The 22,895-nt window shown below is 42.6% G+C and carries 16 protein-coding genes and 7 pseudogenes; 7 read left to right on the top strand and 16 right to left on the bottom strand.

The genetic code is table 11. From position 1 onward, the window contains the following. The first annotated feature begins 464 nt into the window (after nt 1-464). From LYNGBM3L_RS39180 to LYNGBM3L_RS37560, 3 genes are all read left to right on the top strand, one after another. On the top strand, nt 465-1,118 hold the full coding sequence (locus LYNGBM3L_RS39180) for a reverse transcriptase N-terminal domain-containing protein (protein ID WP_008190992.1): 654 nt from the start codon (nt 465-467) through the stop codon (nt 1,116-1,118). A 106-nt stretch (nt 1,119-1,224) separates the two neighbouring features. Beyond that, nucleotides 1,225-2,208, top strand: coding sequence for a group II intron maturase-specific domain-containing protein (locus LYNGBM3L_RS39175; protein WP_008190990.1), 984 nt, complete (start codon nt 1,225-1,227; stop codon nt 2,206-2,208). Nucleotides 2,209-2,911: 703 nt separating this feature from the next. After that, nucleotides 2,912-3,145 carry a reverse transcriptase N-terminal domain-containing protein gene (locus LYNGBM3L_RS37560; RefSeq protein ID WP_071986980.1) on the top strand — a complete coding sequence of 78 codons (234 nt, stop codon included), beginning with the start codon at nt 2,912-2,914 and terminating at the stop codon, nt 3,143-3,145. Here LYNGBM3L_RS37560 and LYNGBM3L_RS31555 read toward each other — a convergent pair. From LYNGBM3L_RS31555 to LYNGBM3L_RS42305, 3 genes are all read right to left on the bottom strand, one after another. Further along, complete coding sequence (locus LYNGBM3L_RS31555; protein WP_131827096.1) at nt 3,114-3,503, bottom strand: hypothetical protein; 390 nt, start codon at nt 3,501-3,503, stop codon at nt 3,114-3,116. The two genes, LYNGBM3L_RS37560 and LYNGBM3L_RS31555, sit on opposite strands and share 32 nt — an antisense overlap. 164 nt (nt 3,504-3,667) lie before the next feature. Next, on the bottom strand, nt 3,668-4,171 hold the full coding sequence (locus LYNGBM3L_RS44745) for a hypothetical protein (RefSeq protein ID WP_154659984.1): 504 nt from the start codon (nt 4,169-4,171) through the stop codon (nt 3,668-3,670). Nucleotides 4,172-4,401: 230 nt separating this feature from the next. Next, nucleotides 4,402-5,028, bottom strand: coding sequence for a hypothetical protein (locus tag LYNGBM3L_RS42305; RefSeq protein WP_008190985.1), 627 nt, complete (start codon nt 5,026-5,028; stop codon nt 4,402-4,404). A gap of 184 nt (nt 5,029-5,212) precedes the next feature. Between LYNGBM3L_RS42305 and LYNGBM3L_RS42300 the strand changes: the two are divergent. After that, a pseudogene (locus LYNGBM3L_RS42300) lies at nt 5,213-5,438 on the top strand (ISKra4 family transposase); the annotation flags it as partial. Between the two features lie 11 nt (nt 5,439-5,449). Here the strand turns inward: LYNGBM3L_RS42300 and LYNGBM3L_RS31540 are convergent. Further along, nucleotides 5,450-5,878: a hypothetical protein gene (locus LYNGBM3L_RS31540; RefSeq protein WP_131827095.1), complete on the bottom strand. Its 429-nt coding sequence runs from the start codon at nt 5,876-5,878 to the stop codon at nt 5,450-5,452. Nucleotides 5,879-6,174: 296 nt separating this feature from the next. Here LYNGBM3L_RS31540 and LYNGBM3L_RS31535 point away from each other — a divergent pair, with 296 nt between their 5' ends. After that, nucleotides 6,175-7,548 (top strand): IS4 family transposase, encoded by a 1,374-nt coding sequence (locus tag LYNGBM3L_RS31535; protein WP_008190980.1) that lies wholly within the window; start codon nt 6,175-6,177, stop codon nt 7,546-7,548. Between the two features lie 52 nt (nt 7,549-7,600). Here LYNGBM3L_RS31535 and ltrA (LYNGBM3L_RS42295) read toward each other — a convergent pair. The 5 genes and pseudogenes from ltrA (LYNGBM3L_RS42295) to LYNGBM3L_RS49205 all read right to left on the bottom strand — a co-directional run. Further along, nucleotides 7,601-9,281, bottom strand: a pseudogene (gene ltrA / locus LYNGBM3L_RS42295) (group II intron reverse transcriptase/maturase). 739 nt (nt 9,282-10,020) lie between these two features. Next, nucleotides 10,021-11,542: pseudogene (locus LYNGBM3L_RS50710) on the bottom strand (reverse transcriptase domain-containing protein). A 439-nt stretch (nt 11,543-11,981) separates the two neighbouring features. After that, complete coding sequence (locus LYNGBM3L_RS37555; protein ID WP_071986979.1) at nt 11,982-12,224, bottom strand: HNH endonuclease; 243 nt, start codon at nt 12,222-12,224, stop codon at nt 11,982-11,984. A 182-nt stretch (nt 12,225-12,406) separates the two neighbouring features. Continuing rightward, nucleotides 12,407-12,766: an HNH endonuclease gene (locus tag LYNGBM3L_RS50875; RefSeq protein ID WP_353736798.1), complete on the bottom strand. Its 360-nt coding sequence runs from the start codon at nt 12,764-12,766 to the stop codon at nt 12,407-12,409. 42 nt (nt 12,767-12,808) lie between these two features. Then, nucleotides 12,809-12,910: pseudogene (locus LYNGBM3L_RS49205) on the bottom strand (group II intron maturase-specific domain-containing protein); the annotation flags it as partial. 72 nt (nt 12,911-12,982) lie between these two features. On the opposite strand from LYNGBM3L_RS49205, the pseudogene LYNGBM3L_RS39165 reads away from it, so the two are divergent. Then, nucleotides 12,983-14,121: pseudogene (locus tag LYNGBM3L_RS39165) on the top strand (IS630 family transposase). A 15-nt stretch (nt 14,122-14,136) separates the two neighbouring features. Here LYNGBM3L_RS39165 and ltrA (LYNGBM3L_RS31500) read toward each other — a convergent pair. The 7 genes and pseudogenes from ltrA (LYNGBM3L_RS31500) to LYNGBM3L_RS31470 form a co-directional block, all read right to left on the bottom strand. Beyond that, nucleotides 14,137-15,321, bottom strand: a pseudogene (gene ltrA, locus LYNGBM3L_RS31500) (group II intron reverse transcriptase/maturase); the annotation flags it as partial. Nucleotides 15,322-15,863: 542 nt separating this feature from the next. Then, nucleotides 15,864-17,393, bottom strand: a complete 1,530-nt coding sequence (gene ltrA / locus LYNGBM3L_RS31495) for a group II intron reverse transcriptase/maturase (protein ID WP_008190968.1) — start codon at nt 17,391-17,393, stop codon at nt 15,864-15,866. A gap of 584 nt (nt 17,394-17,977) precedes the next feature. Then, nucleotides 17,978-18,130 (bottom strand): annotated as a pseudogene (locus tag LYNGBM3L_RS37550) (RNA-guided endonuclease TnpB family protein); the annotation flags it as partial. Nucleotides 18,131-18,462: 332 nt separating this feature from the next. Beyond that, a complete protein-coding gene (locus LYNGBM3L_RS31485; RefSeq protein ID WP_008190963.1) occupies nt 18,463-19,113 on the bottom strand; it encodes a hypothetical protein in 651 nt (216 codons plus the stop codon). Between the two features lie 293 nt (nt 19,114-19,406). Then, nucleotides 19,407-19,850, bottom strand: a complete 444-nt coding sequence (locus LYNGBM3L_RS46255; RefSeq protein ID WP_008190960.1) for a hypothetical protein — start codon at nt 19,848-19,850, stop codon at nt 19,407-19,409. Nucleotides 19,851-20,170: 320 nt separating this feature from the next. After that, nucleotides 20,171-21,109: a M56 family metallopeptidase gene (locus tag LYNGBM3L_RS31475; RefSeq protein ID WP_008190958.1), complete on the bottom strand. Its 939-nt coding sequence runs from the start codon at nt 21,107-21,109 to the stop codon at nt 20,171-20,173. Next, nucleotides 21,109-21,531: a BlaI/MecI/CopY family transcriptional regulator gene (locus tag LYNGBM3L_RS31470; protein WP_008190954.1), complete on the bottom strand. Its 423-nt coding sequence runs from the start codon at nt 21,529-21,531 to the stop codon at nt 21,109-21,111. Before LYNGBM3L_RS31470 ends, LYNGBM3L_RS31475 begins: the two co-directional genes overlap by 1 nt. Nucleotides 21,532-21,774: 243 nt before the next feature. Between LYNGBM3L_RS31470 and petJ the strand changes: the two genes are divergently transcribed. Beyond that, nucleotides 21,775-22,251: a cytochrome c6 PetJ gene (gene petJ, locus LYNGBM3L_RS31465; RefSeq protein WP_008190952.1), complete on the top strand. Its 477-nt coding sequence runs from the start codon at nt 21,775-21,777 to the stop codon at nt 22,249-22,251. Nucleotides 22,252-22,895 lie beyond the last annotated feature (644 nt).

Here is a 22,895-nt window from a genome sequence, read left to right as displayed (position 1 = left end):
ATTATCTAAAACAATACTTACCCTTTGTATAAGCGATACAAATATTATACCAGTTTTATCTGTTCCCGTCAAAATTTTCAGGTCAGCTAAAATTTTCGAGTCATTCAAACGCTTTTTCGAGCTAGTTTCTAGCGATTAGATGCGTTTGCCCTGGGCCTATAGCTAGTTTCTCTATAAGCCGTGTAAACAAAACTCCCATCCGTGGAAGAGGCATCATCCGAAGGAGAAATAAATTTACTTGACACAACAGGGTAAGCCCCACAGAGTCCTTAGAAGGTCGATATCTAAGGTAGGTCTGAGGCAACAAGGACGGAACTCTCTGGGGGGTAGAGGATGAGGGAAAAAGCAAACGCCTCTGGTAATACGGAGGATAGGGGTTCAAACTTTGCCCCTGAACGAAAGTAATAGCAGACTTCCCTTGGGTCTTATACGAAAGATAAACGAAAGATAAGGAATCGAACCTGATGAAAAGTTTGATACGGGGTAATAGCCCGGTAAATGGACAGACGGCACAACTTACAGACTGGAGCCAGGTCAACTGGAAGAAAGCCCGTAAGATTGTTAGAAACCTGCGTCGAAGAATCTTTCGTGCCAAAAAGCTTGGTCAGTGGAAGCAACTGAGAAGGTTACAGAAACTGATGCTGAAAAGCTACGCCAACTTACTACTATCTGTCAGACAAATCACTCAGATAAATACCGGAAAGCGAACAGCAGGTGTCGATAAGGAGGTGGCAACAACACCTAGCCAACGAGTGAAACTTGTCAATGAGTGGAAGATACCCAAAGCGTCACCAGCACGCAGGGTATACATTCCTAAGTCAAATAGCAAGAAACGTCCTCTAGGCATCCCAACCTTAAAGGATAGAGTCATGCAGGCAATAGTAAAGAATCTCCTAGAACCCGAATGGGAAGCCATATTTGAACCTAATTCTTATGGGTTCAGACCAGGTAGAAGTTGCCATGATGCCATAGAGCAAGTGGTAAACAGACTAAATTCCAGAGGAAAGGATAGATGGGTTCTAGACGCGGATATAAAAGGCTTTTTCGATAACCTAGCCCATGAAACTATCATGAAACAAATAGACTCTGCTCCAGGCAGGGAAATAGTAGCAGGATAGTTGAAAGCTGGATATATAAGTAAAGGAATATATCACGAAACCAATAAAGGAACACCCCAAGGGGGAGTCATCAGTCCAAAAAAGCGCCAACATCGGATTGGAATGATTGGAAGAAAAGCTCAACAACTGGGGTGGAATAAGAGGAAGATCTAACAAGAAAGGAGAGAGAAGAAAAGTATACAAACTCGGATATATTCGATATGCCGATGACTTTGTGGTCACGGCAGAAACAAAAGAAGAACTGGAAAAAGTTCTCATCCAGCTCAAAGCATGGTTATCAGAAAGAGGCTTAGAAATAAGCGATGATAAAACAAGGATAGTCCACATATCCCAAGGGTTCGACTTTCTGGGTTTTAACGTAAGAATGTTCGGGAAAGGAAAGAATGAAACACTTCTGACCAAACCCGCCAAAAATAAAGTTCTCTCATTCTGCCAAGAAATTGGGAAAACTGTCAAAGCATTTAACGGAAAAAGCCAAGAACAATTAATCAATAAACTGAATCCGATTCTCAGAGGTTGGGCTAACTACTACAGACATTGCACATCAAAGAAAATACTCAGTTACGTAGGTAACAGGGTATGGAAATATCTGTGGGATTGGGCAAGGCGTAGACACAAAAAGCGTAAATTAAGATGGGTCAAGGACAAATACTTCAAGGTGATATACAAGAAAACTCCGTGGAGTGTGTCCACAAGAGACTGGGTATTCTCAAGTGAGTCCACATCCAAAAGAAGAAACTCAGAATTGCGAATATATGATGTCGCAGGAACACCCATTGTGAGACACGTCAAAATAGAAGGGAGCAACTCACCCGATGACCCGATTCTCAAAGAATACTGGCTAAAAAGAAGTCTAAAAGCTAACAAAACCCTCTGGGAAAAAAATAGCAAGTATGACCAAGTAGCTAGGATAAATGGGTATAAATGTCCAATCTGTAATGACTGGTTACGCAATGACGAAGAAATCGAAACCCATCACATAATTCCCATAAAAGAAGGTGGTTCTAACCTGGCTGACAACCTTGTACATCTTCATAAAGCTTGTCACAAGCTTCTTCATGGGAAAAAGAAAACCAAGCAGAAGGCTTGAAGTAAGGCTTGAGCCGGATGATGGGTAACTGTCAAGTCCGGTTCTTAGGGGAGGGGAGTAGAGTAATCTACAAACCTTACCCGACCGACGTGCAAAGTCGCATTTGATGAATAGAGAGCCGACTCTCTCTGGGGTACTTCTCCCCAGTCCTCATGTAAAGGGCTCGAAAGAGTCTGGTCACGACGAAAGTAAGCAATGAAACCGTTGGAGTGCAGACCACAAAAGCCAACAAACTGATAGCCTAAATCAGTGGTAATGGCAAGAGGAAGAAAAGGAAGGGTTAACGATAAGTGAACGACTAATCTAGCTCCGTGATATACGGAAAGGTGAAATCAGGCTGACACACCGTGAACCTTAATGGTACATAGCTGGTTGTTAGAAGTTTCGCTGTCTAACAAAGAAGTCCAAAAAGCTATCGGAGTATGAGTCGAACCCTAACCTTCTCGAAGGTCATCAAAAGCGAAACACGGTAAGCCCAATAGACTCTTTCTTGAGGTCGAAACTTGAAAGTAAGCCGAGAGTAATCAAAGCCTAACCGTCTAGGGGGTAAAGGAAGTCAGAGAAAGCGAACGTCCCTGTGTAATGCAAGGAATAAGGGTTGAGGGTCCATCCCAACATCACACCACCTGAAAATGGTAGCCCACTTCTGAGAGGTCTCAAACGATATGAACGATTTCCTTGAAACTAAAACGGAGATTGAAAGATGGAAACCACTGTGGTTATCGGAGACTCTGGACAACTTAAGGACTGGTCACAGATTGACTGGAAATCAGTGGTTAAGAATGTTAAGAATCTGAGGAAACGGATATATCGTGCCACGCAGAACGGTCAGTGGAATAAGGTCAGAAGCCTAACGAAACTGATGTTAAGAAGCTTCGACAATTTAATCTTGTCTGTGCGAAAAGCTAGCAGGGGGACAACGAAGCTTGTAACATAGACAGGGCTTGTTCCCTAGCCCGCTTACCTTTTTTATAATGCTTGACCCAACGGCGGTTAATTTGCAAAAGTTCCTCTACAATTTTTTCGGGTATTTGCCCTAGGTACAGCCAATGATACTGATGTTGACCAACATAAAAAGCACTATGTCGGCGATATTGCGATTTGGTTTCTGGTCGTACAACATATTTCTGTATTCCCATTTTCTTGATTTCTCGTCCTTGAAGGATTGCACTAGTATAGGCAATTGCTATCAAAATAATTAACTTGCTTAGAGATTCTGCTCCCAGCTTCGAGCCTTCTAGACTGTAACCACCTGATTTAAAATCTCGAAACATTGTCTTGATGCAGTCGCTCATGGTTTGAAGTTACCGTAAGAGAGTGGAGCCTTATTACAAAAGCGCCGTTACCTTTTACCCATAACCTGCCGACTATAAAGGCTCCACTCTCTAAGGTTTCGTCTCCGGGGAAACCACGGCAGTCGCTCATGGTTTGAAGTTACCGTAAGACAGGCTCGCCTTAATCAATGGAGGCGCGCTTTCCTATGGCGAATTAAATTACGGGGTCGCGCCTCAAGTTTTAACCCTTTTCTGCATAGCCTAACAACCATAAAGGCGAGCCTGTCTAAGGTTTCGTCTCCGGGGGGAGACCCCCAAGACCGCGCTGCCTCCCCAAGACCGCGCTGCATCGCTTCTTCAATCGCAAATCGCTTTTTGTAAGACACAATAGCGGTATTTAAATCCTCAAAGTTAGTCAGGATATACCACGGTTCTTTTGTCTTCACTCCTCGGTAATTTCGTTTCCATTTACAAGCTATATTAAACGTTCCAAATCCGTTTTTTTTCGTTACTTGAAGGTCATTGAGAAACAATTTCATTCCCGGCTTTAAACCATAGTCCCGCAACTCTTGATAAACCTCATTGTCTTGATGCAGTCGCTCATGGGGGAAACCACGGCAGTCGCTCATGGGGGAGACCCCCAAGACCGCGCTGCCTCCCCAAGACCGCGCTGCATCGCTTTCTGGCAAAACTTTGGTGTCACATTTTTGTCGTAAACAAAAGTATACCTTGCGTTCAGCTAGCCAGTGACCTAGTTTGGTAGAGCAAAATTATCGGTCTCCCAGCACCACGACATCATAGGCTGATAGTAACTCCATACTTTTGCTCAATACTGCTTTTTGTTCGGACAAATTACTATTTCCTTGTCTTGATGCAGTCGCTCATGGTTTGAAGTTACCGTAAGACAGGCTCGCCTTAATCAATGGAGGCGCGCTTTCCTATGGCGAATTAAATTACGGGGTCGCGCCTCAAGTTTTAACCCTTTTCTGCATAGCCTAACAACCATAAAGGCGAGCCTGTCTAAGGTTTCGTCTCCGGGGGAAACCCCCAAGACCGCGCTGCATCGCTTTTTATCTAATAATGTCCAGTAAATTGGCCAGGGACGAAACCTTAGACAGGGTCGCCTTATTTCATATAACTTAAACTTATAACTTACAGACTGTCGCTTATTAAGGCGACCCTGTCTTACGGTAACTTCAAGGGCTCGATGATCATAGACAACACTCACCATCAAGATATTAATCAGACTCCAACTCGTTCTATCAATGACCAGATAAATCCTATCCTTAGGATTAAACATCTCCTCTAAAAGAGCGGTAACACAGGGAAACCAGATAGTTTCAATAGTAAAGTTTTTAAGTATCAAAAATCGCCTTATTTTCCGACGACGGCTCTCTAATAAAATAGGTAACGGCAGCGATTCTGCTAAGACTTCTAACTTAACCTCTTTGAGTAATTGTAAACTAATTACCATCAAGTCTAGTAATAGATATGCTGTGTGATGCAGCTGATTTGGGATAATTTTTTGGTATAGTTTAGCTATCATTTTGTTTAGATAGGTCAGGGCTATTACTTTTGACCTATCTTTTTGGGTGCGGCTCTTATAGAAAGACGATAGAATGGGGAATAGTTTTTTACCCCAAGCTGTCCTGTAGCAGTGTTTTGAGACAAAAAACCGAAGGACAGGACAGGCGCTTCACAGCAGTCTTTGCCAGGATTAAGTCAGACATATGCAACCATCTACCTCAAATGAAGACAGATTTTTTTCAGGAGCGCGAGAGCTATTTGAACAAATAGTTGATTGGCTCGGTTCAGAAACAGTGTGCGGTGCGCGAGCATGGGGAATTAGAGACGTTACTACTCGAAAATGGATACGAACTATTGAGACGACTGTTACAAGGTTACTTGGATAGACGAAGTAACGACGAAATCGAGGGTGATTGTTTAGGTAGGGACGGAGTAAACAGCTAGCAGGGCGACAAAGGGGATTGAAAACTAGACAGGGCAAGCTCAATAGCACGTTTGCCCTGATTGTAATGGAGAATCCAACGACGATTAATTTGCAAAAGTTCAGACAAAGTTTGTTGGCACAATTGCTGTAGGCGGAGCCAATGATGAAGATGTTGACCAATATAAAAAGAGCTATGTCTACGTTGTGAAGTTGAGGAAGTTTCCGGTCGTGCTACATATTTTTGAATGCCAAGACTCTTAATGTTTTGACCGTGGACAAGGGCACTAGTATAAGCAATAGCAACGACAATAAGTAGTTTATTAAGCTGCTGATGTTTCAGTTTGGAGCCTTCAAGATTATAGCCACCTGCTTTAAAATCTCGAAACATCTCTTCAATATCAAAACGCTTTAGGTGCGCTTTCCGTAGGCGAATTAAATTCGCCACGGGTCGCACCTTTTGATAAGCTCGAATAGCTAGGTCTAAATCCACCAAATTAGTTAAGATATACCAAGGTTCTTTGGTAGAGTCGATGCCTAGGTATTATCCTAGGGCAATTAAACTAAGTCAGTGAGTCACCCCACTGACTCGTCTTCAAAACCGTACGTGACACTTTCGCATCATACGGCTCCCATTGGTGACAAGTTAAGAGAAGAAGCCTTTTGTCAAGAGGGGCGATTGCCTGAGGGTTCAAGTCGTGTGAAACTCAGAACAGACAAGTAATTGAGCCATGGTGAATCCTGATGAGCGGCCACAGAAAAACCCACCGAGACCATGCCAAAAAGACCCAACGTCCTCTAGTAGAGGACTCAGCAATAGCTGCTAAGCTAGAATCGTTGGTGAAACCAGCCATCACAGCCCAAGAGGGATACTATCGTAAACTGGGATTAAGAGACCGGATTCTTAACCTGCCCTTGATGGTAGCTGCCGTGTTAACTTTACTGTGGCGAGATGTAGCTGGGGTCAGAGAACTTAACCGAATCTTAACAAGAGAAGGCTTTTTGTGGTGTTCACCCACTCAGGTGAGTCAACAAGCAATTTCTCAGAGATTTTTGACCTTTCCGGCTCAATTATTTGAGAGAGTTTTTAAGGAGTTGCTGCCAGAATTAAGAAAGGTTTGGGACTCAAGAAAGGGCCGTCCTCTGCCAGAAAGTGTTCAGTTTACTCTATCCAAGTTTGAGAGAATTTGGATTGCCGATAATTCCACTTTAGAAGCCTTGTTTCGGAAGCTAAAAAGCTTGGCAGACATACCCCAAGGACAGTTAGCCGGAAAGATGGGAGTAGTGGTGGATGTAAAGACACGGCTTCCGGTTGAGATTTGGTTTGAGGAAAATCCCAGAGCTTCTGACACCAAATTGGAGTCGAATCTGTTGAATTTAGTAAGGGCTAAAACTTTGCTGTTACTAGCTCGAGGCTTTTATCACTTTTACTTTTGGCAGCAGTTAATTGACCGAGGGATTCATTTTATTACCCGCTTAAAGAAGGGAGCTTCCCTTGAAGTTAAGCAAGTCTTCAGTGATAGTTATAGTCTTCGTGACCGTCTGATTCGGATGGGTTCTGGGACTAAAAAAACTCCGTTTGTGACTTTACGTTTAATAGAAGTGCGCTCGGGCAAAACTTGGCATTCTTATTTAACGAGTGTGCTTGATCCGATGATTTTACCTCCCTATGTCGTCGCTGATTTGTATGGACGGCGTTGGCGGATTGAAGAGGCTTTTAATACAGTTAAACGACTTTTAGGGTTAAGTTATTTATGGACTGGTTCTCTTAATGGAGTTAAGTTACAGATTTGGGGGACGTGGCTTTTTTATGCGGTTTTAGTGGATTTAGGTGATGCTGTAGCCTCGGAGCTTTCTTTACCCTTTGACCGCATCTCTTTAGAGATGATTTATCGAGGTCTCTATCATTTTTATGTTGCTCATGACAAAGGATTAGCTTCTGACCCAGTTAAGTATTTTGCTGCCCCAGAGAATCAGGATTTAGGTATCGTCAAACAGCAGCGAAAACCCAAGGTCAAACTTATTGTTGCTCCTTTTCCTGACCGACAAAAGGGTCAGTCTGAGTTTTTCTTCAAGCCTTTTTCGTCAACCCCCTTGACAATTGGCATACAGGCTTAAGTTGTCACCGATGTACGGCTCCTCATCATAGGAACCATTGTCGCTGGTACCTCTAAAACGGGTTTTCATCTAACTCTAAGGCGTTGACTTTTTTCCCGTGTTTGGCATCGTGGCAGGTTAGGTGTAGTAATTCCAGATTTTCATCCTTGTTATTTCCACCCAGTGCGCGTGGTAGTATGTGATGCATTTCCATTGAATCCCCAGGTCTGAAGGTAAGACCACAATGAGCGCATTTCCCTTTTTGCTTTCTCAAAAGCCTTCCCGATTGAGCTGGCATTTCAGGATGTTCTCTCATTCTGGTGCTCCAATAGATTAGGTCTCCATCGTAGGGACTTCTGGTATCTTGGATTTTTTTATGCCTTATTATTTCAGTTTTGGCATGTTTTGGGAGGTAATTATCCTCATCTGCCATGAATATCCAATTATCCTCTCCGATGGTTCCCCAATATTTCTTGTTTACCCAGGTTTTGGTTTTCTTTGGGTGTCTTCTATATCCCCATCTTTGGAGTTTGTTCCAGAGCATGTAACCTAAATCTTGGAAGGTTTCTTTGCTACAGACTCCTCTGTAGTAGTTGCACCATCCGCGTATAATAGGTTTGAGGTGTTTGATTAAAGCCTCTTGAGGAGCGGCTTTATGTCTGTCGATGACTTTTGAAAGCCGCTCGAAATGTTCTAGAATTGCATCCTTAGATGGTTTGATGATGGTTTTAAAGCCTTGTTTAGAGTGGTTTTTGCCTACTTTGTACTGACGGATATTAAATCCAAGGAATTCAAATCCGTTAAAGGTATAGGTCATTTTGGTTTTGCTAGGCTTTAATTCCAGACCCATGTCATGTAGCCAATTATTGATGACTTCAAGGCATTCTTCTATCACTTTTTGGTCTTGGTGTAGGATGACAAAATCGTCGGCATATCTGATTAGAGCTAGTCCCTTTTTATAGTGGGTTTTCTTGCCTTTTACAGAATTTGCGTAATCCCATATGGCCTGTTCCATTCCGTGGAGGGCTATATTCGCGCTTTAGTGGAGAGATAACTCCACCCTGAGGGGTGCCCTCATCTGTAGGTGAGAATGTCCCACTATCCATCACACCGGCTTTTAGCCAGGACTTTATTAAGCGTCTCATGGATGGATAGGTATTCAGTTTAGTTAGAAGTGCATCGTGATTGATTTTATCGAAGCATTTGGCTATGTCAGCATCAAGTACCCATTTGGGCTTTTGTTTGATGCTATTGAATATTGCTTCGATGGCATCATGACATGAACGTCCTGGTCTGAACCCATAGGAGTTGGGTTCAAATTTTGCTTCCCATTCAGGTTCTAATGCCTGTTTGGCAAGTGCCTGGAGAGCGCGGTCATACATGGTTGGGATACCCAATGGTCGCTTTTCCTTCCGTCCAGGTTTAGGAATCCATACCCTTCTGGTTGGTTGGGCTTTCTTAGAAACTTTTAGGTTGGAGACTAAAGTAAGCCGTTGTTTTGGTGTTAATGATTTGACCCCATCTACTCCAGCAGTCTTCTTCCCTTTGTTCTCCTGGGTTACCCGTCTGACCGCAATCATCTTGGCCGACCAGGACTTTATCAGAGTCTTTTGCAACTTTCTTACCACGCGGACATCACCACGTTGAGAGGCTTGATATATTCGTTTTTGCAACTTAAAGACATTCTTTTCTAGCTTCCGCCAGTTGACTTTCTTCCATTCCGACTGTGGGGCGAATCCCCGAGTTTTAGACATTTTCATTGCTACTTACAACTACATCTTTTCCTATAACGTGAGTCCGTCAGCATATCCTGGGCATTACCCTAGGCTTTGGCTTCTGACTCAATCTTGCCCTCATATGACATGCGGCTAACTACCTACTCAGTAATCGACCTTACTGAGAGTACATATGAGAGTTATTTCGTTCCTGATAACCATTCTTTGAACTTTTAGGGTGGTACTTTTCACCGGGAACTGTTTGGGAAATCCATTACAAAGGGGAGGAACTTTGTAATCCTAATTCCGTTGAGTTTTTCTCCGTAGCGTGTCAAACCTTTTTTCGCTACATCTCTGTGACGATGATTCAAACGTACCTTTCTCTCGTACCCATGAGTTCTTTGCCTATTGTTGACACCGGTCAGGTTAAGGGTGTTCCAATATTCGACCCTTGCATTAACCCATAGGTTTGTTAGTTCCTATGAATCAGGGTAGGGCTGTCACTCGGATTTCATGAGGGTCAGAAGTTACCGAAAGAATAGTGCAGCCTTTATGGTCAGCAGGTTAGGCATCATAGGAGTAAGGTTTTGTACTAAGGCTGCACTATTCTAAGGTTTTGTCTCCGGGATGGTTTTTCACCACCATGGTTATCAAGTTGTCAGGGTTCATTGAACCAAGCAGCTAATCCCCCAAAACCCTTGTAGGGTAAAGGTTTCTAGCTAACGAATCGCACCCTCTCCTTCAAAACCGTACGTGAAGGTTTCCCCTCATACGGCTCCTAGATATCCTGACCTTTCGGTCTGCCCCCATGGATGAGTTGATCACAACTCCGATGTACGGCCATTAGGTTCTTTGGTTTCCAATTGTCGTGGTTTCCATCTATGTGATGGAGGTGTACAGATTCGTTACCTATGAACCTTAGTCCGCAATGTCCACAAGAATGGTTCTGTTTCTTCAAGGCATCTGCTGTAGCATTGTCGTAGAGTTTGCTGTTTCGCTGACTCCAGTAGACTAAGTCTCCGTCATAAGGGGACTTAGTCCCTTTGACCGACACATGCTTGTTTTCGGAGTATCCTACCTTTGGGAATGCTTTCTTGATTAGCCTTTCGGCCTCTGTTCTATCGATTTTCTTTTCCTTCAAAAATTTGCGGTGTGCTGATTTATTAGCAAACCATAAACTATTTCGAGAACCGTCCATCTTGCCATTCCGATGGTAATTCCTCCAGCCCCTGACAATAGGGGCTAATTTTTCTGCCTTGACTTTAGCACCATAATTCGAGCTGTTGGCTACGGCTTTAATCTTCTTCCGGATTGCTTCGTAGTTATCCTCTGAGGGAATGCTCCTAAACTTTCCGTTTTTCTGGAGGAGGAAGTTCCAGCCCAGGAAGTCAAATCCGTCTGTCGTTTTGGTTATCCTGGTCTTTTCTTCACTAATTTCCATCCCGCGTTTCGCTAAAAAGGCTTTAATTTTATTCAATACCTTTTCGGCGTTGTCTTTTGGCTTTAGGAAAATCACCAGATCATCCGCAGATCGGACGCTAGGGTGAATGGCCTCTATTCCATCAAGTGCGATGTTGGCGCTTTTGTGGGCTGACTACTCCTCCCTGGGGCGTTCCTTGTTCAAGGAATTCCGGATTGATGCCAGCTAATAGACATCTGAATATCCCCATTTTCAGACTAGCTGGGGCTAGCAATCTATCCATGATGGATTTGTGGGAGATGCGGTCAAAACACTTTTTGATGTCTAGTTCTATTACTCTTTTCTGGATGCCGTTTTTTCGGGAATTTAGGTTATTGAATATGTATTTTTGGGCATCGTGGGCGCTTCTACCAGTCCTAAACCCGTAACTCCGGGCGTGAAAGGTAGCTTCGTGCGCTGGTTCGAGTGCGAATTTTGCGCTTACTTGCCATGCTCTGTCCGCAATGGTTGGTACTTTTAGAATCCTTACTTTTCCATTCTTTTTAGGGATTGGAATTTCACGGAGACCGGAGTGTTTCCAGTCGAGGGCGTTTTGCCTCAATTCTTCTAATAGTTCTAACCGTTCTTGGTATCTGAGGGCGGTTTTGCCATCTATACCTGCGGTCTTTTTGCCCTGATTTAGCTGTGTCACTTGACGGATGGCCAGGAGTTGAGCCGAGCGGGATTTCAGAATCAGTTTCTGTATAGACCGAGCTTTCCTCAAGTCACCAGCTTGAACCGCTTTATATACTCTTCGCTGTAGGCGGAATAGGTTTCGGCGGAGTTGTTTCCACTTTTGTCCTTTCCAAAGTTCACTGTGTCTGTTCACGTGTCTAACCATACTCTCCATTGATTCGTATATTCTGGATACCCGCAGGCAGTTTCCGCCTGCATCCTACCCGACAGTGGGGATTAAGTAATGCCTTACTTACCGAAGGTACGACCTTCCTTCAGACCCGGTATTGCTGTCGTTTTTACTCGTTCCATTTCCCAGATTGTTTTGGTGATTTAGGGCGGTTCAATTTGCCTGACACCTTCTCGGAGATTGCAGTTAGCAAGGCAAAACCACTGCGAGAATATTTCTTGGTCGGTGTCGCCGGTCGCACATTGTTTAATTCAGGTTGTGGCCGGGACTTTAAGACACTTTTTTAGAACCAGTTTGCCCAGTGTCACATTAAACTAAGCCGGTGAGTCGCCTCACCGACTCGTCTTCAGAACCGTACGTGACAATGCACGCATCATACGGCTCGTCATTATAGGAACCGTTGTCATTGGTACCTCTAGAACGGGTTTCCATCTAACTCTGTAGTATCGATTGTTGTCCCATGCTTGGTATCGTGGCAATGTAGGTGTAACAGCTCTAGATTTTTGTCTAGGTCGTTTCCACCCTTAGCGCGTGGTATTATGTGATGTGTTTCCAATAAATCTCCATCTCTGAAGGTAAGACCACAGTGAGCGCATTTCCGGAAACGAAACCTTAGATAGGGTCGCCTTACTACAAAAGACTTCAACCTTTTACGCATAACCTACCAACTATAAAGGCTCCACTATCTTACGGTAACTTCAAACCCTTGTTGCCTTTTCAAAAGTCTTCCCTTATTAAACTAAGCCAGTGAGTCACCCCACTGACTCGTCTTCAAAACCGGACGTGAGACTTTCACCTCATCCGGCTCCTCATCAAACGGAACCATTGTCATTGGTACCTCTAAAACGGGTTTTCATCTAACTCTTTGGCGTTGACTTTTGTCCCGTGTTTGGCATCGTGGCAATGAAGGTGTAGTAATTCCAGATTTTCATCTTTGTTAGTTCCACCATTAGCGCGTGGTAAGATGTGATGCATTTCCATTTCGTCTCTATCCCTAAAGGTAAGACCACAGTGGGAGCACTTCCCTTTTTGCCTTTTCAAAAGTTTTGCCTTCTGAATGGTAGTTTCGGGATGTTTACCCATTCTGGTACTCCAGTAGATTAAATCGCCATCGTAGGGACTTCTGGTTTCTTTGACTTTTCTGTGCCGAACAATAGGTATTTTGGCATGTTTGGGCAAGTAATTATCTTGCCCGGTCATGAACATCCATTTGTCTTTCCCGATGGTTCCCCAATATTTCTTGGTTACCCAGGATTTCGATTTCTTGGGATGCCTCCTATATCCCCATCTTCGGAGTTTTTTCCATAGCATATGCCCTAAAGTATTGAAGGTTTCCTTACTACAGACTGAACTATAAGCTGTTCGGCATTTAAATTGGTATAATAAAAATTAATAAATAACCCAATAATAGGAAATATGCCAGCAAAAAATTATCTGACACAAGAGCAAAAAACAATACTTCAAAAAGCCTTAAAAATAGAAGAAAATGGAAATATTAGAGAACGTATTTTAATTTTGCTGTTGTTGAATAGTGGAAAAACACAGTTAGAAATTGCTGAAGTTTTGGGTTGTTCAAAGAACACAGTCTGTTATTGGTGTGTCCACGGAGATCCAGATGACTTAGAGAGTCTTAAAGATAAAAGAATGAAAGGCAATCACCAAAAAGCAACAAAACAATATATAGAAGTATTATTAGAATTAGTCGAAAAAGAACCCGAAGAATTAGGATATGAATTTGGTCGATGGACAGCTCAAAAATTAGCCGTTCATTTAGAAGATACAACAGGCATCAAGTTAAGTGGGTCTCAAGTTCGTAGGATACTAGTCAAGAAAAAATATGTTTACCTTTGGTCAAAGTATAGCTTAGATTCTAAAAAAGACCCTAAAAAAAGGGAAGCATTTAAAAAGAAACTAGATGAGTATTTAAAAATAGAAAAAGAAAGCCCAGAGCGTCTTCAGGTATGGTTTTGGGATGAAAGCGGATTTAGTTTGAGAGTCATCAGAAGAAAAAACTGGTGTAAAAGAGGAAAGCGAAAAAAAGTTAGAGGAGACCGTTCGCGCAGCGTCGGGCTTTGCCCGAAAGGCAAGGGAGAGTTAATGTGATGGGAGCTTTGCGATATTCAGATAAAAAAAGATTTGTAGATTTCCTCAAAAAAAGCAATAGTCAAACTTTTTATGAAGTTTTAAAAACCTTTTATAAAGAGCTAGAAAATGAATGGATGGAAGCGGGTAATCAACTAGAAGACTTTGCTAATAAAGGACCGAAAATCGTCATTATTTTAGACAATGCTAGTTTTCACAAAAAAGCCGAATATATTCATAAAATAGAAGAAGATATGCCGAATATTTATTTAGAATATCTTCCCGAGTATAGTCCTGATTATAACTTAATTGAATTGGTTTGGCATTCAGCAAAAGAATATATTGCCAATCGAGTTTTCAAATCAATTGAAGAATTAGAATGTTTGTTAAATCATCTTTTAAATGAAGGAGGGTTAATTATAAAATGGGTACGAAAAATAAAAAACAAAGGCAATGCTGTTATCACAGTTTAAATGCGCAACAGCTTAGTAATTACACCATCCTCTTATAATGGGTTTTAGTCGGCTGATTAGAGCCGTCTGCGGGGCAGCTCTGTATTGTTCGATAACTTTGGCGAGCTGCCTGTAATGCTCTAGAACTTTTTCTTTAGATGGTTTGATGATGGTCTTAAAACCTTGTTTTGACTGGTTTTTACCGACTTGATATTGACGGATATTGAATCCGAGGAAGTCAAATCCTTCAAATGTATGGGTAATCCTGGTCTTACTTGATTTTAATTCCAAACCCATGTCATTCAACCATGTATTGATGATTCTTTGACATTTTTCTACCACGTAATGGTCTTTATGCATTATGACAAAGTCATCTGCATATCGGATTAAATTTAATGCATTCCTATTTTTGGATTTACTTCCCTTCATAGTTTCTGCGAATTGTTTAATCCTTTTTTCCATGCCGTGAAGGGCTATATTTGCCAGAAGGGGAGATATGACTCCGCCTTGTGGAGTGCCCTCTTCTGTAGGTGAGAATGTCTCATTATCCATCACACCAGCTTTTAGCCAGGATTTGATTAATCGTCTTAAGGATGGATAAGTATTCAATTTTGTGAGAAGTGCATTATGGTTGATTTTATCGTTCGCGAAGCGTGGCCTACGGCCAAAGCATTTGGCAATGTCGGCATCTAGTACCCATTTAGGTTTTTGGTTGATGCCTGTGAATATTGCTTCAATAGCATCGTGACAGGAGCGTCCTGGTCTGAACCCGTATGAATTGGGTTCAAAACGTGCTTCCCATTCAGGTTCTAATGCCTGCTTAGTTAGTGCCTGTAATGCGCGGTCATACATGGTCGGGATTCCTAATGGGCGTTTTTCTGATTGTCCGGGTTTAGGAATCCAGACCCGTCTGGTAGGTTTTGCCTTTTTGGAGATTTTGAGGTTGGCTACTAAGGTGAGGCGTTGTCTCTTGGTTAGAGATTTGACCCCATCTATTCCGGCAGTCTTTTTACCTTTATTCTCCTGGGTGACCCTACGTACCGCTATCATCTTGGCGGTCCAGGACTTCATTAGAGTTTTTTGCAGTTTTCTTACCGCACGGATATCACCACGAACAGAGGCTCGAAATATTCGTTTTTGCAACTTAAATAGGGTCTTTTCTAGCTTGCGCCAGTTAACCTTATTCCATTCCACCGTCTGGAAACCCAGCGTCTTAGACATATCAATTGGTACTTACAACTATTTCATTTCCGTTTGACGTGAGTCCGTCAGTATATCCTAGACATTACTCTAGACATTAACTTCTGACTCAATCTTTCCCCGGTACGACATGCGGCTAACTACCTACTCAGAATATTCGACCTTTCAACAGAGTACATATCGGGGTTATTTCGTTCCTGATAACCATTCTGCGAACTTTTAGGGTGGTACTATTCACCAGGAATAATTTCGGGAAATCATTATGAAGAGTCAAAACCTCATAATCCATATTCCTTTGACTGTTTGTCTGTAGCGTAATCAACCCATTTCGCTACACGATGATAACGATGATTCAAACGTACCTTTCTCTCGTACCCATGAGTCCTGTGCCTGTTACTAACTTCCCCTGGATTGGTTCCGCTTCACTGTTCGACCCTTGCATCAATCCGTAAGTTCGTTACTCCTTATGAATCAGGGTAAGGCTGTCACTCGGATTTCACGAGGGGTGGATTTTCACCACCATGGTTACCAAGTTGTCTAGGTTCAGTAATTTGTCCTAGCGGTTAATCCCCCAAAACCCTTACGGGGCAAGGTTTATAACCAACGAATCGCACCTGATTGGTCATCTCAGGATGCTTTCTCATTCTGGTATTCCAATAGATTAGGTCTCCATCATAAGGGCTTCTGGTGTCTTTGACTTTTGTGTGTCTGATAATTTCTACCTTGGCATGTCTAGGTAAGTAATTATCTTTACTAGTCATAAACATCCATCTATCCTTTCCTAAGGTTCCCCAATATTTCTTGGTTACCCAGTTTTTAGATTTATTAGGATGCCTTCTGTATCCCCATCTTTGAAGCTTATTCCATAACATGTATCCTATTTTCTCGAATGTTTCTTTGCTACATACTGTTTTATTGTAGTTGCACCATCCGAGTATAATAGGTTTAAGGCATTTTATTAGTGCCTCTTGGGAGGCGGCTCTATGACGGTCTATTTTGTCTGAGAGCTGCCTATAATGTCTTTGGATGCTTTCTTTGGATGGTTTTATGATGGTCTTAAAACCTTGTTTTGACTGATTTTTACCTACATTGTATTGACGTATATTGAATCCTAGGAAGTCAAATCCGTCCGTTGTGTGGGCTATTTTTGTTTTACTTGGTTTTAATTCCAGCCCTATATCCTTCAACCATGTGCTAATAATTTTTTGACATTCTTCTACTGTGGTTTGGTCTTCGTGTATGATTACGAAGTCGTCAGCATATCTTATCAAACTCATTGCCTTTCTCTTTTGTGTTTTAGCCCTCCCTTTTATTTTTAATGTTTCTGCATATTGTTTGATGTGCTCTTCCATTCCGTGGAGGGCTATATTTGCCAGGAGTGGAGATATAACTCCACCCTGAGGAGTGCCCTCTTTTGTAGGTGAGAATGTTCCATTGTCCATCACTCCGGCTTTGAGCCAGGACTTTATTAGACGTCTTAAGGATGGATATGTATTTAATTTTGTTAGTAGCGTTTCATGGTTGATTTTGTCAAAGCATTTGGCAATATCTGCATCTAGAACCCATTTTTGTTTTTGGGCAATGGCTTTGAATATTGCTTCAATAGCATCGTGACATGAGCGTCCTGGTCTGAACCCATAAGAGTTGGGTTCAAATTTTGCTTCCCATTCAGGTTCTAATGCCTGTTTAGCAAGTGCCTGTAAAGCACGGTCATATATGGTCGGGATTCCTAAAGGTCGCTTTTCCGTTTTTCCAGGTTTTGGTATCCAAACCCTTCTTGTTGGTTTTGCCTTCTTATGGATTTTTAGGTTAACTACCAGGGCGAGTCGTTGCCTATGGGTTAAGGCTTCTTTCCCGTCTATTCCGGCAGTTTTCTTACCTTTGTTTTCCTGGGTAACCCGCCTGACCGCAATCATTTTGGCTGTCCAGGATTTCATTAGGGTCTTTTGTAGCTTTCTTACCACACGGACGTCACCACGTTGTGAGGCTCGATATATTCGTTTTTGTAACTTAAATAAGACTTTTTCTAGCTTACGCCAATTTACCCTATTCCATTCCACCGTCTGGTTTCCCTGGGTTTTAGACATATTCATTACTACTTACAACTATATCTTTTCCTATAGACGTGAATCTGTCGGCGTATCCTGGATGTTACTCCAGGTATTAGCTTTTGATTCAATCTTGCTCCCATATAACTTACGGCTAACTACCTACTCAGAATATTCGACCTTTCTGAGAGTATATATAGGAGTTACTTCGTTCCTGATAACCATTTTTTCGGACTTTTAGGGCGATACTATTCACCGGGAATTAGGGAAATCATTATGTAGAGCCAAAACTACATAATCCATTTGTTTTCCTTTAACTATTTGTTTGTAGCGTATCAAACCTTATTTCGCTACACCTATTTAACTCGGATGTATCTTTCTTGCGTACCCATGAGTCCCTGCCTGTTACTAACATCTGTTCAGGTTAAGGATGCTTCACTGTTCGACCCTTGCATTAATCTATGAGTTTGTTATGTTCATAAATCCGGGTAAGGCTGTCACTCGGATTTCGCGAGGGATGGAGTTTCACCATCATGGTTATCAAGTTATCAGAGTCAGTTTCCTGACCTAGCGACTAATCCTCCTTCTGACCTTTAATTGGTTTGAAGTTTCTAGTCAACGAATCGCACTTGGCTGTAGTAGTCTGGATTATTTCTTAAATCAGGGAGATGACAAACAAGAGGACAAGCATTAATGGAACAGCGATTCTGTTCATACCAGGCAAATCTATCCGCCAACAAATAGTTGTACTGGGCACAAAGCATTGACAACCAGTTATCAATTTTAGCTACTTGTTATTTTGTTGGTTTTAATCGGTATTGATACGCTAGTTTCATCCCTTGCTTCCTGTTTGATCGACCTACTATGATGATCACATGCCTGTACACATGCGACAACCCATAATGAAAGACAAGAAGTTGATTATCAGACTTACCGATTTTGAAAAAAGGCAGTTCTTACAGGAAGCAGAACGAAGAGGAATGACTCAATCTGAATTAATCAGAAGTTTAATAGCTCGTTTTCCTGTCCCGAAAGACTCTGTGCAAAATTCATCCCACACTCATGCTGCGCATGTTCGTTGTGGGGCTTCTTTTGCCGGACAGCTAAATGGAAACTAACTTGCTAACGGTTCTGATATCAGTTCCCAAGCATTGACATCGCTGACACCAATGCGCACTGGTACGTTAAGATAGTCCTCTACCAGGTAATAATCGGTCTCATAGCGGCCTAATGCGCCATCGGGACGCCTCAGCGTGTACTGGAATTTGGGAATGTAACGCTCCCGAGTCAATCGATCAATTAGTTCGTTATAGTCATCCCGACTATCACGCCACAAGTAGCGATAATTAAAGCCAGTCCACTGATGGGGTTGGAGAATACCCCGCTCTGGTGCAAGTAGGTCATTGGTGTGTAAGCAAACATCATTCCACATTGACGTAATTACTACAATTAGACCTTCTTCACGCTTTTCTTTGATAAAATCATTAACACGAAGGTAGTTGGCTCCTAGCAAATAGGTTCCATTTTGGGGTATTGGTCCGGTCATAGTTGTCTCGCTCCTGAGTATGGAGGTGGGAATTTGGTAAGGTCGCTCGCATCCGGGCCAGGATACAATAGCCCGTTGAAGCCTGAGTTTTTGAGCAGAGACAGCCAGCTCACTAGCATGTCGCCTTAGAGCGTAGGCCGCTAAGCGTGATGGTGCTTCAATATTGAAGCTTTCCGTGGTAACTGATAGATGGCACCCTGAGAAAAAGAAATTGTCCATTGTTGAAGACTGAAACCTAAAATGACACGCTGAGTAGTGAGTGTTGCTGTTAAGCAAGTTAAACCGGACCAACGGAGACTATGGCTAAGTACTATGGCTAAGTACTATGGCTAAGTACTATGGCTCACCTCTGCTTGTTGATCTATGGTTGTTGATCTAAGTAACCGACGGCTTCCATAGTACAGTAACTGGCAGGATTGATTTTAGCCAAAAATCGCTTCAAAAACCGATAATTTCTGTAAAAAATCCCCTCTGATAGCAATCACCATTGGCAGCTGTTAGTCCGATCACGGTTATTGAATCCTTGGCGACTCGCTGTTGCTCGACAATTTTGGAAAACCGTAGAAACAGCGATCGCGAATCTCCACTAACTCATCGGTTGTCCAAGGTTCATCATTGTTCTTGCATAGCACTACACCCAAACCAATCAGATCATCATCTGTGGGTCGGTTTCCTTCCAAGATGGCTTGGAGGTTTTCAACGCTAACTTCACTTAATCGTGATAGTTCTTCCAAGTTCCAGCCATGAATCAGATCAGCAATGGTAGGAGTTTGTGCTGGAACTGCTAATTGTTGGCTGCTGTCTAGGTACTGAAAAAATTTAGTCAGCGCATCTTCTAGTCCTTCACTGTAGTCAAGTTCGTGTTCGACACAGTAGTTGCGGAAGCGCTTTAGTAGATGTTTGGGAATATGTCCTCGCAGTAATGCATACCGGGGATCTGTCTTTTTGTGAACCAATGTCCTTGTCCTCTAGCTCCAGAGAGAGCAACATGTGATTGTCCTCTTATAAGTTTGGCACATTTTGTCACGATATACTTCTATTGGTATATCGTGATATCATGACAATGGGTTAATACACTGGTTAATACACTTAGGTAGTTACTACACTTACGGGGTTTATTTAAGTGTTTTACTATCGTGTTTTGTGTGTTCGTTCCTTTTGTCGCGATATATTTATATAGTTACATCACTATGTCGCGACGTCAAGACCAAAAAAAATATTTTTTTCCCCTTTCCCTGTGGCCTAATGCCTGTGGTAATGCCTGTTGCCCTTAAGTTTATTGGTGAAACGGTACAACCAATAGGGGTAATAATACGTATAGCAACCAACTCCAATTCCAGGAGTAATTCCAGGAGCTAGTACCAGTGGCAGACTCTGGCTCTGTCAAGAGTGCATCGATTCTCTCTTGGAAGCGACTGGGAGGCACAGGTCTACTAAAGGGAGCACAGAAATTTTCCGTAGTTATCATGGGACTGCTAACCATAGTCAACAGTGATTCTGCCAACAATAGGGCATCGACCCGTTTAGCGGCCCAATGGTCAGCACGGATTTCTCGTAGATTCAATAGTTCTTGCCACAATGACTCTGTATTTGGTAACCAAGCGGTAATTCGATGAATCCATCCTAGCCAGAAAAACCAGAAGGTATCTCGGTAATGGTGGTGAGCTTGCTCATGGGTGATCACAGCCTCTAGATGTTCCGATGAAAGAGTTTCTAGGAGTCCCTGACTGACCACAAGTTCGGGTTGCCAAAAGCCAATCTGAGCAATAAAGGGTATGGGAGTGTCTAAAAGACGAGCCAATTGACCCTGACTAGCTAGGGATTCAGGGGTTGGAGTTAAGCCAGGACAGTTTTCAACCCTTTCCCATTGCCCATTTTGCCATTGCCCATTTATTAAGCAAATTTGGGGTAAGGAACGAACTTGTTGCAAAGACTGCCAACCAAGCTTTGCTGACTTTAGCCACAACACTACTGCCCAACCCAGAAATCCTAGGGCTAGGCAGTAGCTGAGCCAGTCGGTGCGTAACCCGATCATTTGTCCCTTTGGCCCCATGGATAGGACAGCCAAAGCAGTGGTTAGGAGAAGTAGGGGTGGAGCAAGAAATTGCACTAGTACCTGTTGCCAGCGCCTGGGCAAACTCCCAGGAAGTTGGTAGCTTGTGTGCCTGTGCCAGCAAGCCAGCCCTAATGCTGCTATAATCATCACCACATGCATTATTTTTCCTCCTTCCGCCTTTGACGTGCTGCTTGCAGTCGTTGTGCGATCGCAGAAATTTGTTCCACACTGGCTGCATCTAAGCTATCGGCAAAGGCAGCAACTACATCCGGATTGCCTACGGCTAAAAAGCGATTGAGCTGGTCATGGGCTGCGAGTACCTGGGCTTCTTGCCGAGACACTAAGGGTCTCCATAAAAAGGTACGCTGTCGTTTATCACAACTGAGCCAACCTTTCTGGGTCAAGCGGCGTAGCACTGTGGTCACTGAAGCATAAGCTAATTCCCGATCTGGGTCAGCCAAAATCTGTTCATGGACATCTTTGACAGTAGCGCAACCTAATGCCCAGATAATCTCCAAGATTTCTCGTTCCAATGGACCTAGGGAGAGTTGTTTAGGGCGATGATGGGGCAGAGGACTCATAGATTACTGGTTAATTTTGGTTTAATTTTATTTAGGTTAATTTGGGTGCTAGAGGTTATTTACAGTTTATGACATTTTGATCAGTCAGGCTATCCCGATTCATATGTAGTCGGTCTGCTTCCTTCATTGATAGTCTTGGTTCTTAGGTTTGACAGCAGTTCTTCTAAGGTTTACAGTCATTCTGAGGAATAATTATAGGCCACTCTGTAGCCTGCTATCTGTTTGATCAGAAGGAGAATACCCTTGAAGAAGCTGCTATCAATCCTGTTGACTGCTACGGTATGGTTTACATTTGCTCTAGAACGTCCAGCCCTCGCTGGTGATGCCGCTCAGGGAGCTCAGGTTTTTAGTCAGAATTGTGCTGCTTGTCATATCGGTGGCAATAACGTGATTATGGCCAATAAAACCTTGAAGAAAGCTGTCCTGAAACGATATAAGATGTATGACCTGGAAAAAATTAAAACCCAGGTAACCAATGGGAAAAACGCTATGCCCTCCTTCCAGAAAAAGCTAACTGAGCAGGAGATTGAAAATGTGGCTACCTATGTTTTATTGCAGGCTGACAATGACTGGAAGTTGGGTAAAGAAATTCCTAATCGAAAATCCCCACAGTCCAAATCTCCACAATTAGGTGTAGAGGCTGATCAGACGCCAGTTAATCAGGACAAGACCGATACCCTTAAACCCAAAAAGCGCCCATTCTGGCGCTCATTATTTTGATTCCCCTAATGTAATGAAAGTTACTATAGCATTTTTATTGGATGTGCGAAACTAGGATTGATGGGAAAAGCGATGTAGTGAAGTCTTGGACACCCCACAGCATGGGTCGATTTAGGGAGCCAAGATGCTAATGCTTTCAATAATTAATCGTTAAGTTGAGCAACGCCAAAAATGCTATTATTCTCAAAATAAACGTCAAAATGGATTGAAGACATGAAAACCTAGTATCGCTAGATACTAAGTTTTCAATTCAATTATTGGTATCAACAGCTACGATTAATGGGTAGGACGAGCAACTCATGGCTTCAAGATATTCGCTTCAAGATATCAAAGCTTAGTATGCCTATAAAATAAATTATAGATTATTGTTATCCCTAAGCTAATATTGGTATCAACAGCTACAATTAATCGGGAAAAGGGGATCCAGGGCAAACGCATCTAAATTCTAAAAGCCTTACTCAGAAGAGATTTCAAAATTAATAAGCATAAATACTTATCTTATTAATCTCATATCCAGTAGGCATTTCAAAATAAGATGCGTTTACCCTGAAAGGGGATCAGACTCCTGAATCCCTTACTGCCAAGTATTTAAAGCGACCTTGGTTTAGCTTTACCAGGGCTTGAAATAAATTTATGCAAATTTT

This window comes from Moorena producens 3L (assembly GCF_000211815.1).
Lineage (GTDB): Bacteria > Cyanobacteriota > Cyanobacteriia > Cyanobacteriales > Coleofasciculaceae > Moorena > Moorena producens.
The sequence above is the reverse complement of the archived record's forward strand: the minus strand, read 5'-3'. Positions and strand labels throughout refer to the sequence as shown.

Bases quoted from the DNA above. Each gene is read 5' to 3' on its own strand.
- LYNGBM3L_RS39180 (WP_008190992.1), top strand. From the start codon at position 465: ATGAAAAGTTTGATACGGGGTAATAGCCCGGTAAATGGACAGACGGCA.
- LYNGBM3L_RS37560 (WP_071986980.1), top strand. From the start codon at position 2,912: ATGGAAACCACTGTGGTTATCGGAGACTCTGGACAACTTAAGGACTGG.
- LYNGBM3L_RS31555 (WP_131827096.1), bottom strand. From the start codon at position 3,503: ATGAGCGACTGCATCAAGACAATGTTTCGAGATTTTAAATCAGGTGGT.
- LYNGBM3L_RS42305 (WP_008190985.1), bottom strand. From the start codon at position 5,028: ATGATAGCTAAACTATACCAAAAAATTATCCCAAATCAGCTGCATCAC.
- LYNGBM3L_RS31535 (WP_008190980.1), top strand. From the start codon at position 6,175: ATGAGCGGCCACAGAAAAACCCACCGAGACCATGCCAAAAAGACCCAA.
- LYNGBM3L_RS37555 (WP_071986979.1), bottom strand. From the start codon at position 12,224: ATGCGTAAAAGGTTGAAGTCTTTTGTAGTAAGGCGACCCTATCTAAGG.
- LYNGBM3L_RS50875 (WP_353736798.1), bottom strand. From the start codon at position 12,766: ATGACCGGGCAAGATAATTACTTGCCCAAACATGCCAAAATACCTATT.
- ltrA (WP_008190968.1), bottom strand. From the start codon at position 17,393: ATGAATATGTCTAAAACCCAGGGAAACCAGACGGTGGAATGGAATAGG.
- LYNGBM3L_RS31485 (WP_008190963.1), bottom strand. From the start codon at position 19,113: ATGGACAATTTCTTTTTCTCAGGGTGCCATCTATCAGTTACCACGGAA.
- LYNGBM3L_RS31475 (WP_008190958.1), bottom strand. From the start codon at position 21,109: ATGCATGTGGTGATGATTATAGCAGCATTAGGGCTGGCTTGCTGGCAC.
- LYNGBM3L_RS31470 (WP_008190954.1), bottom strand. From the start codon at position 21,531: ATGAGTCCTCTGCCCCATCATCGCCCTAAACAACTCTCCCTAGGTCCA.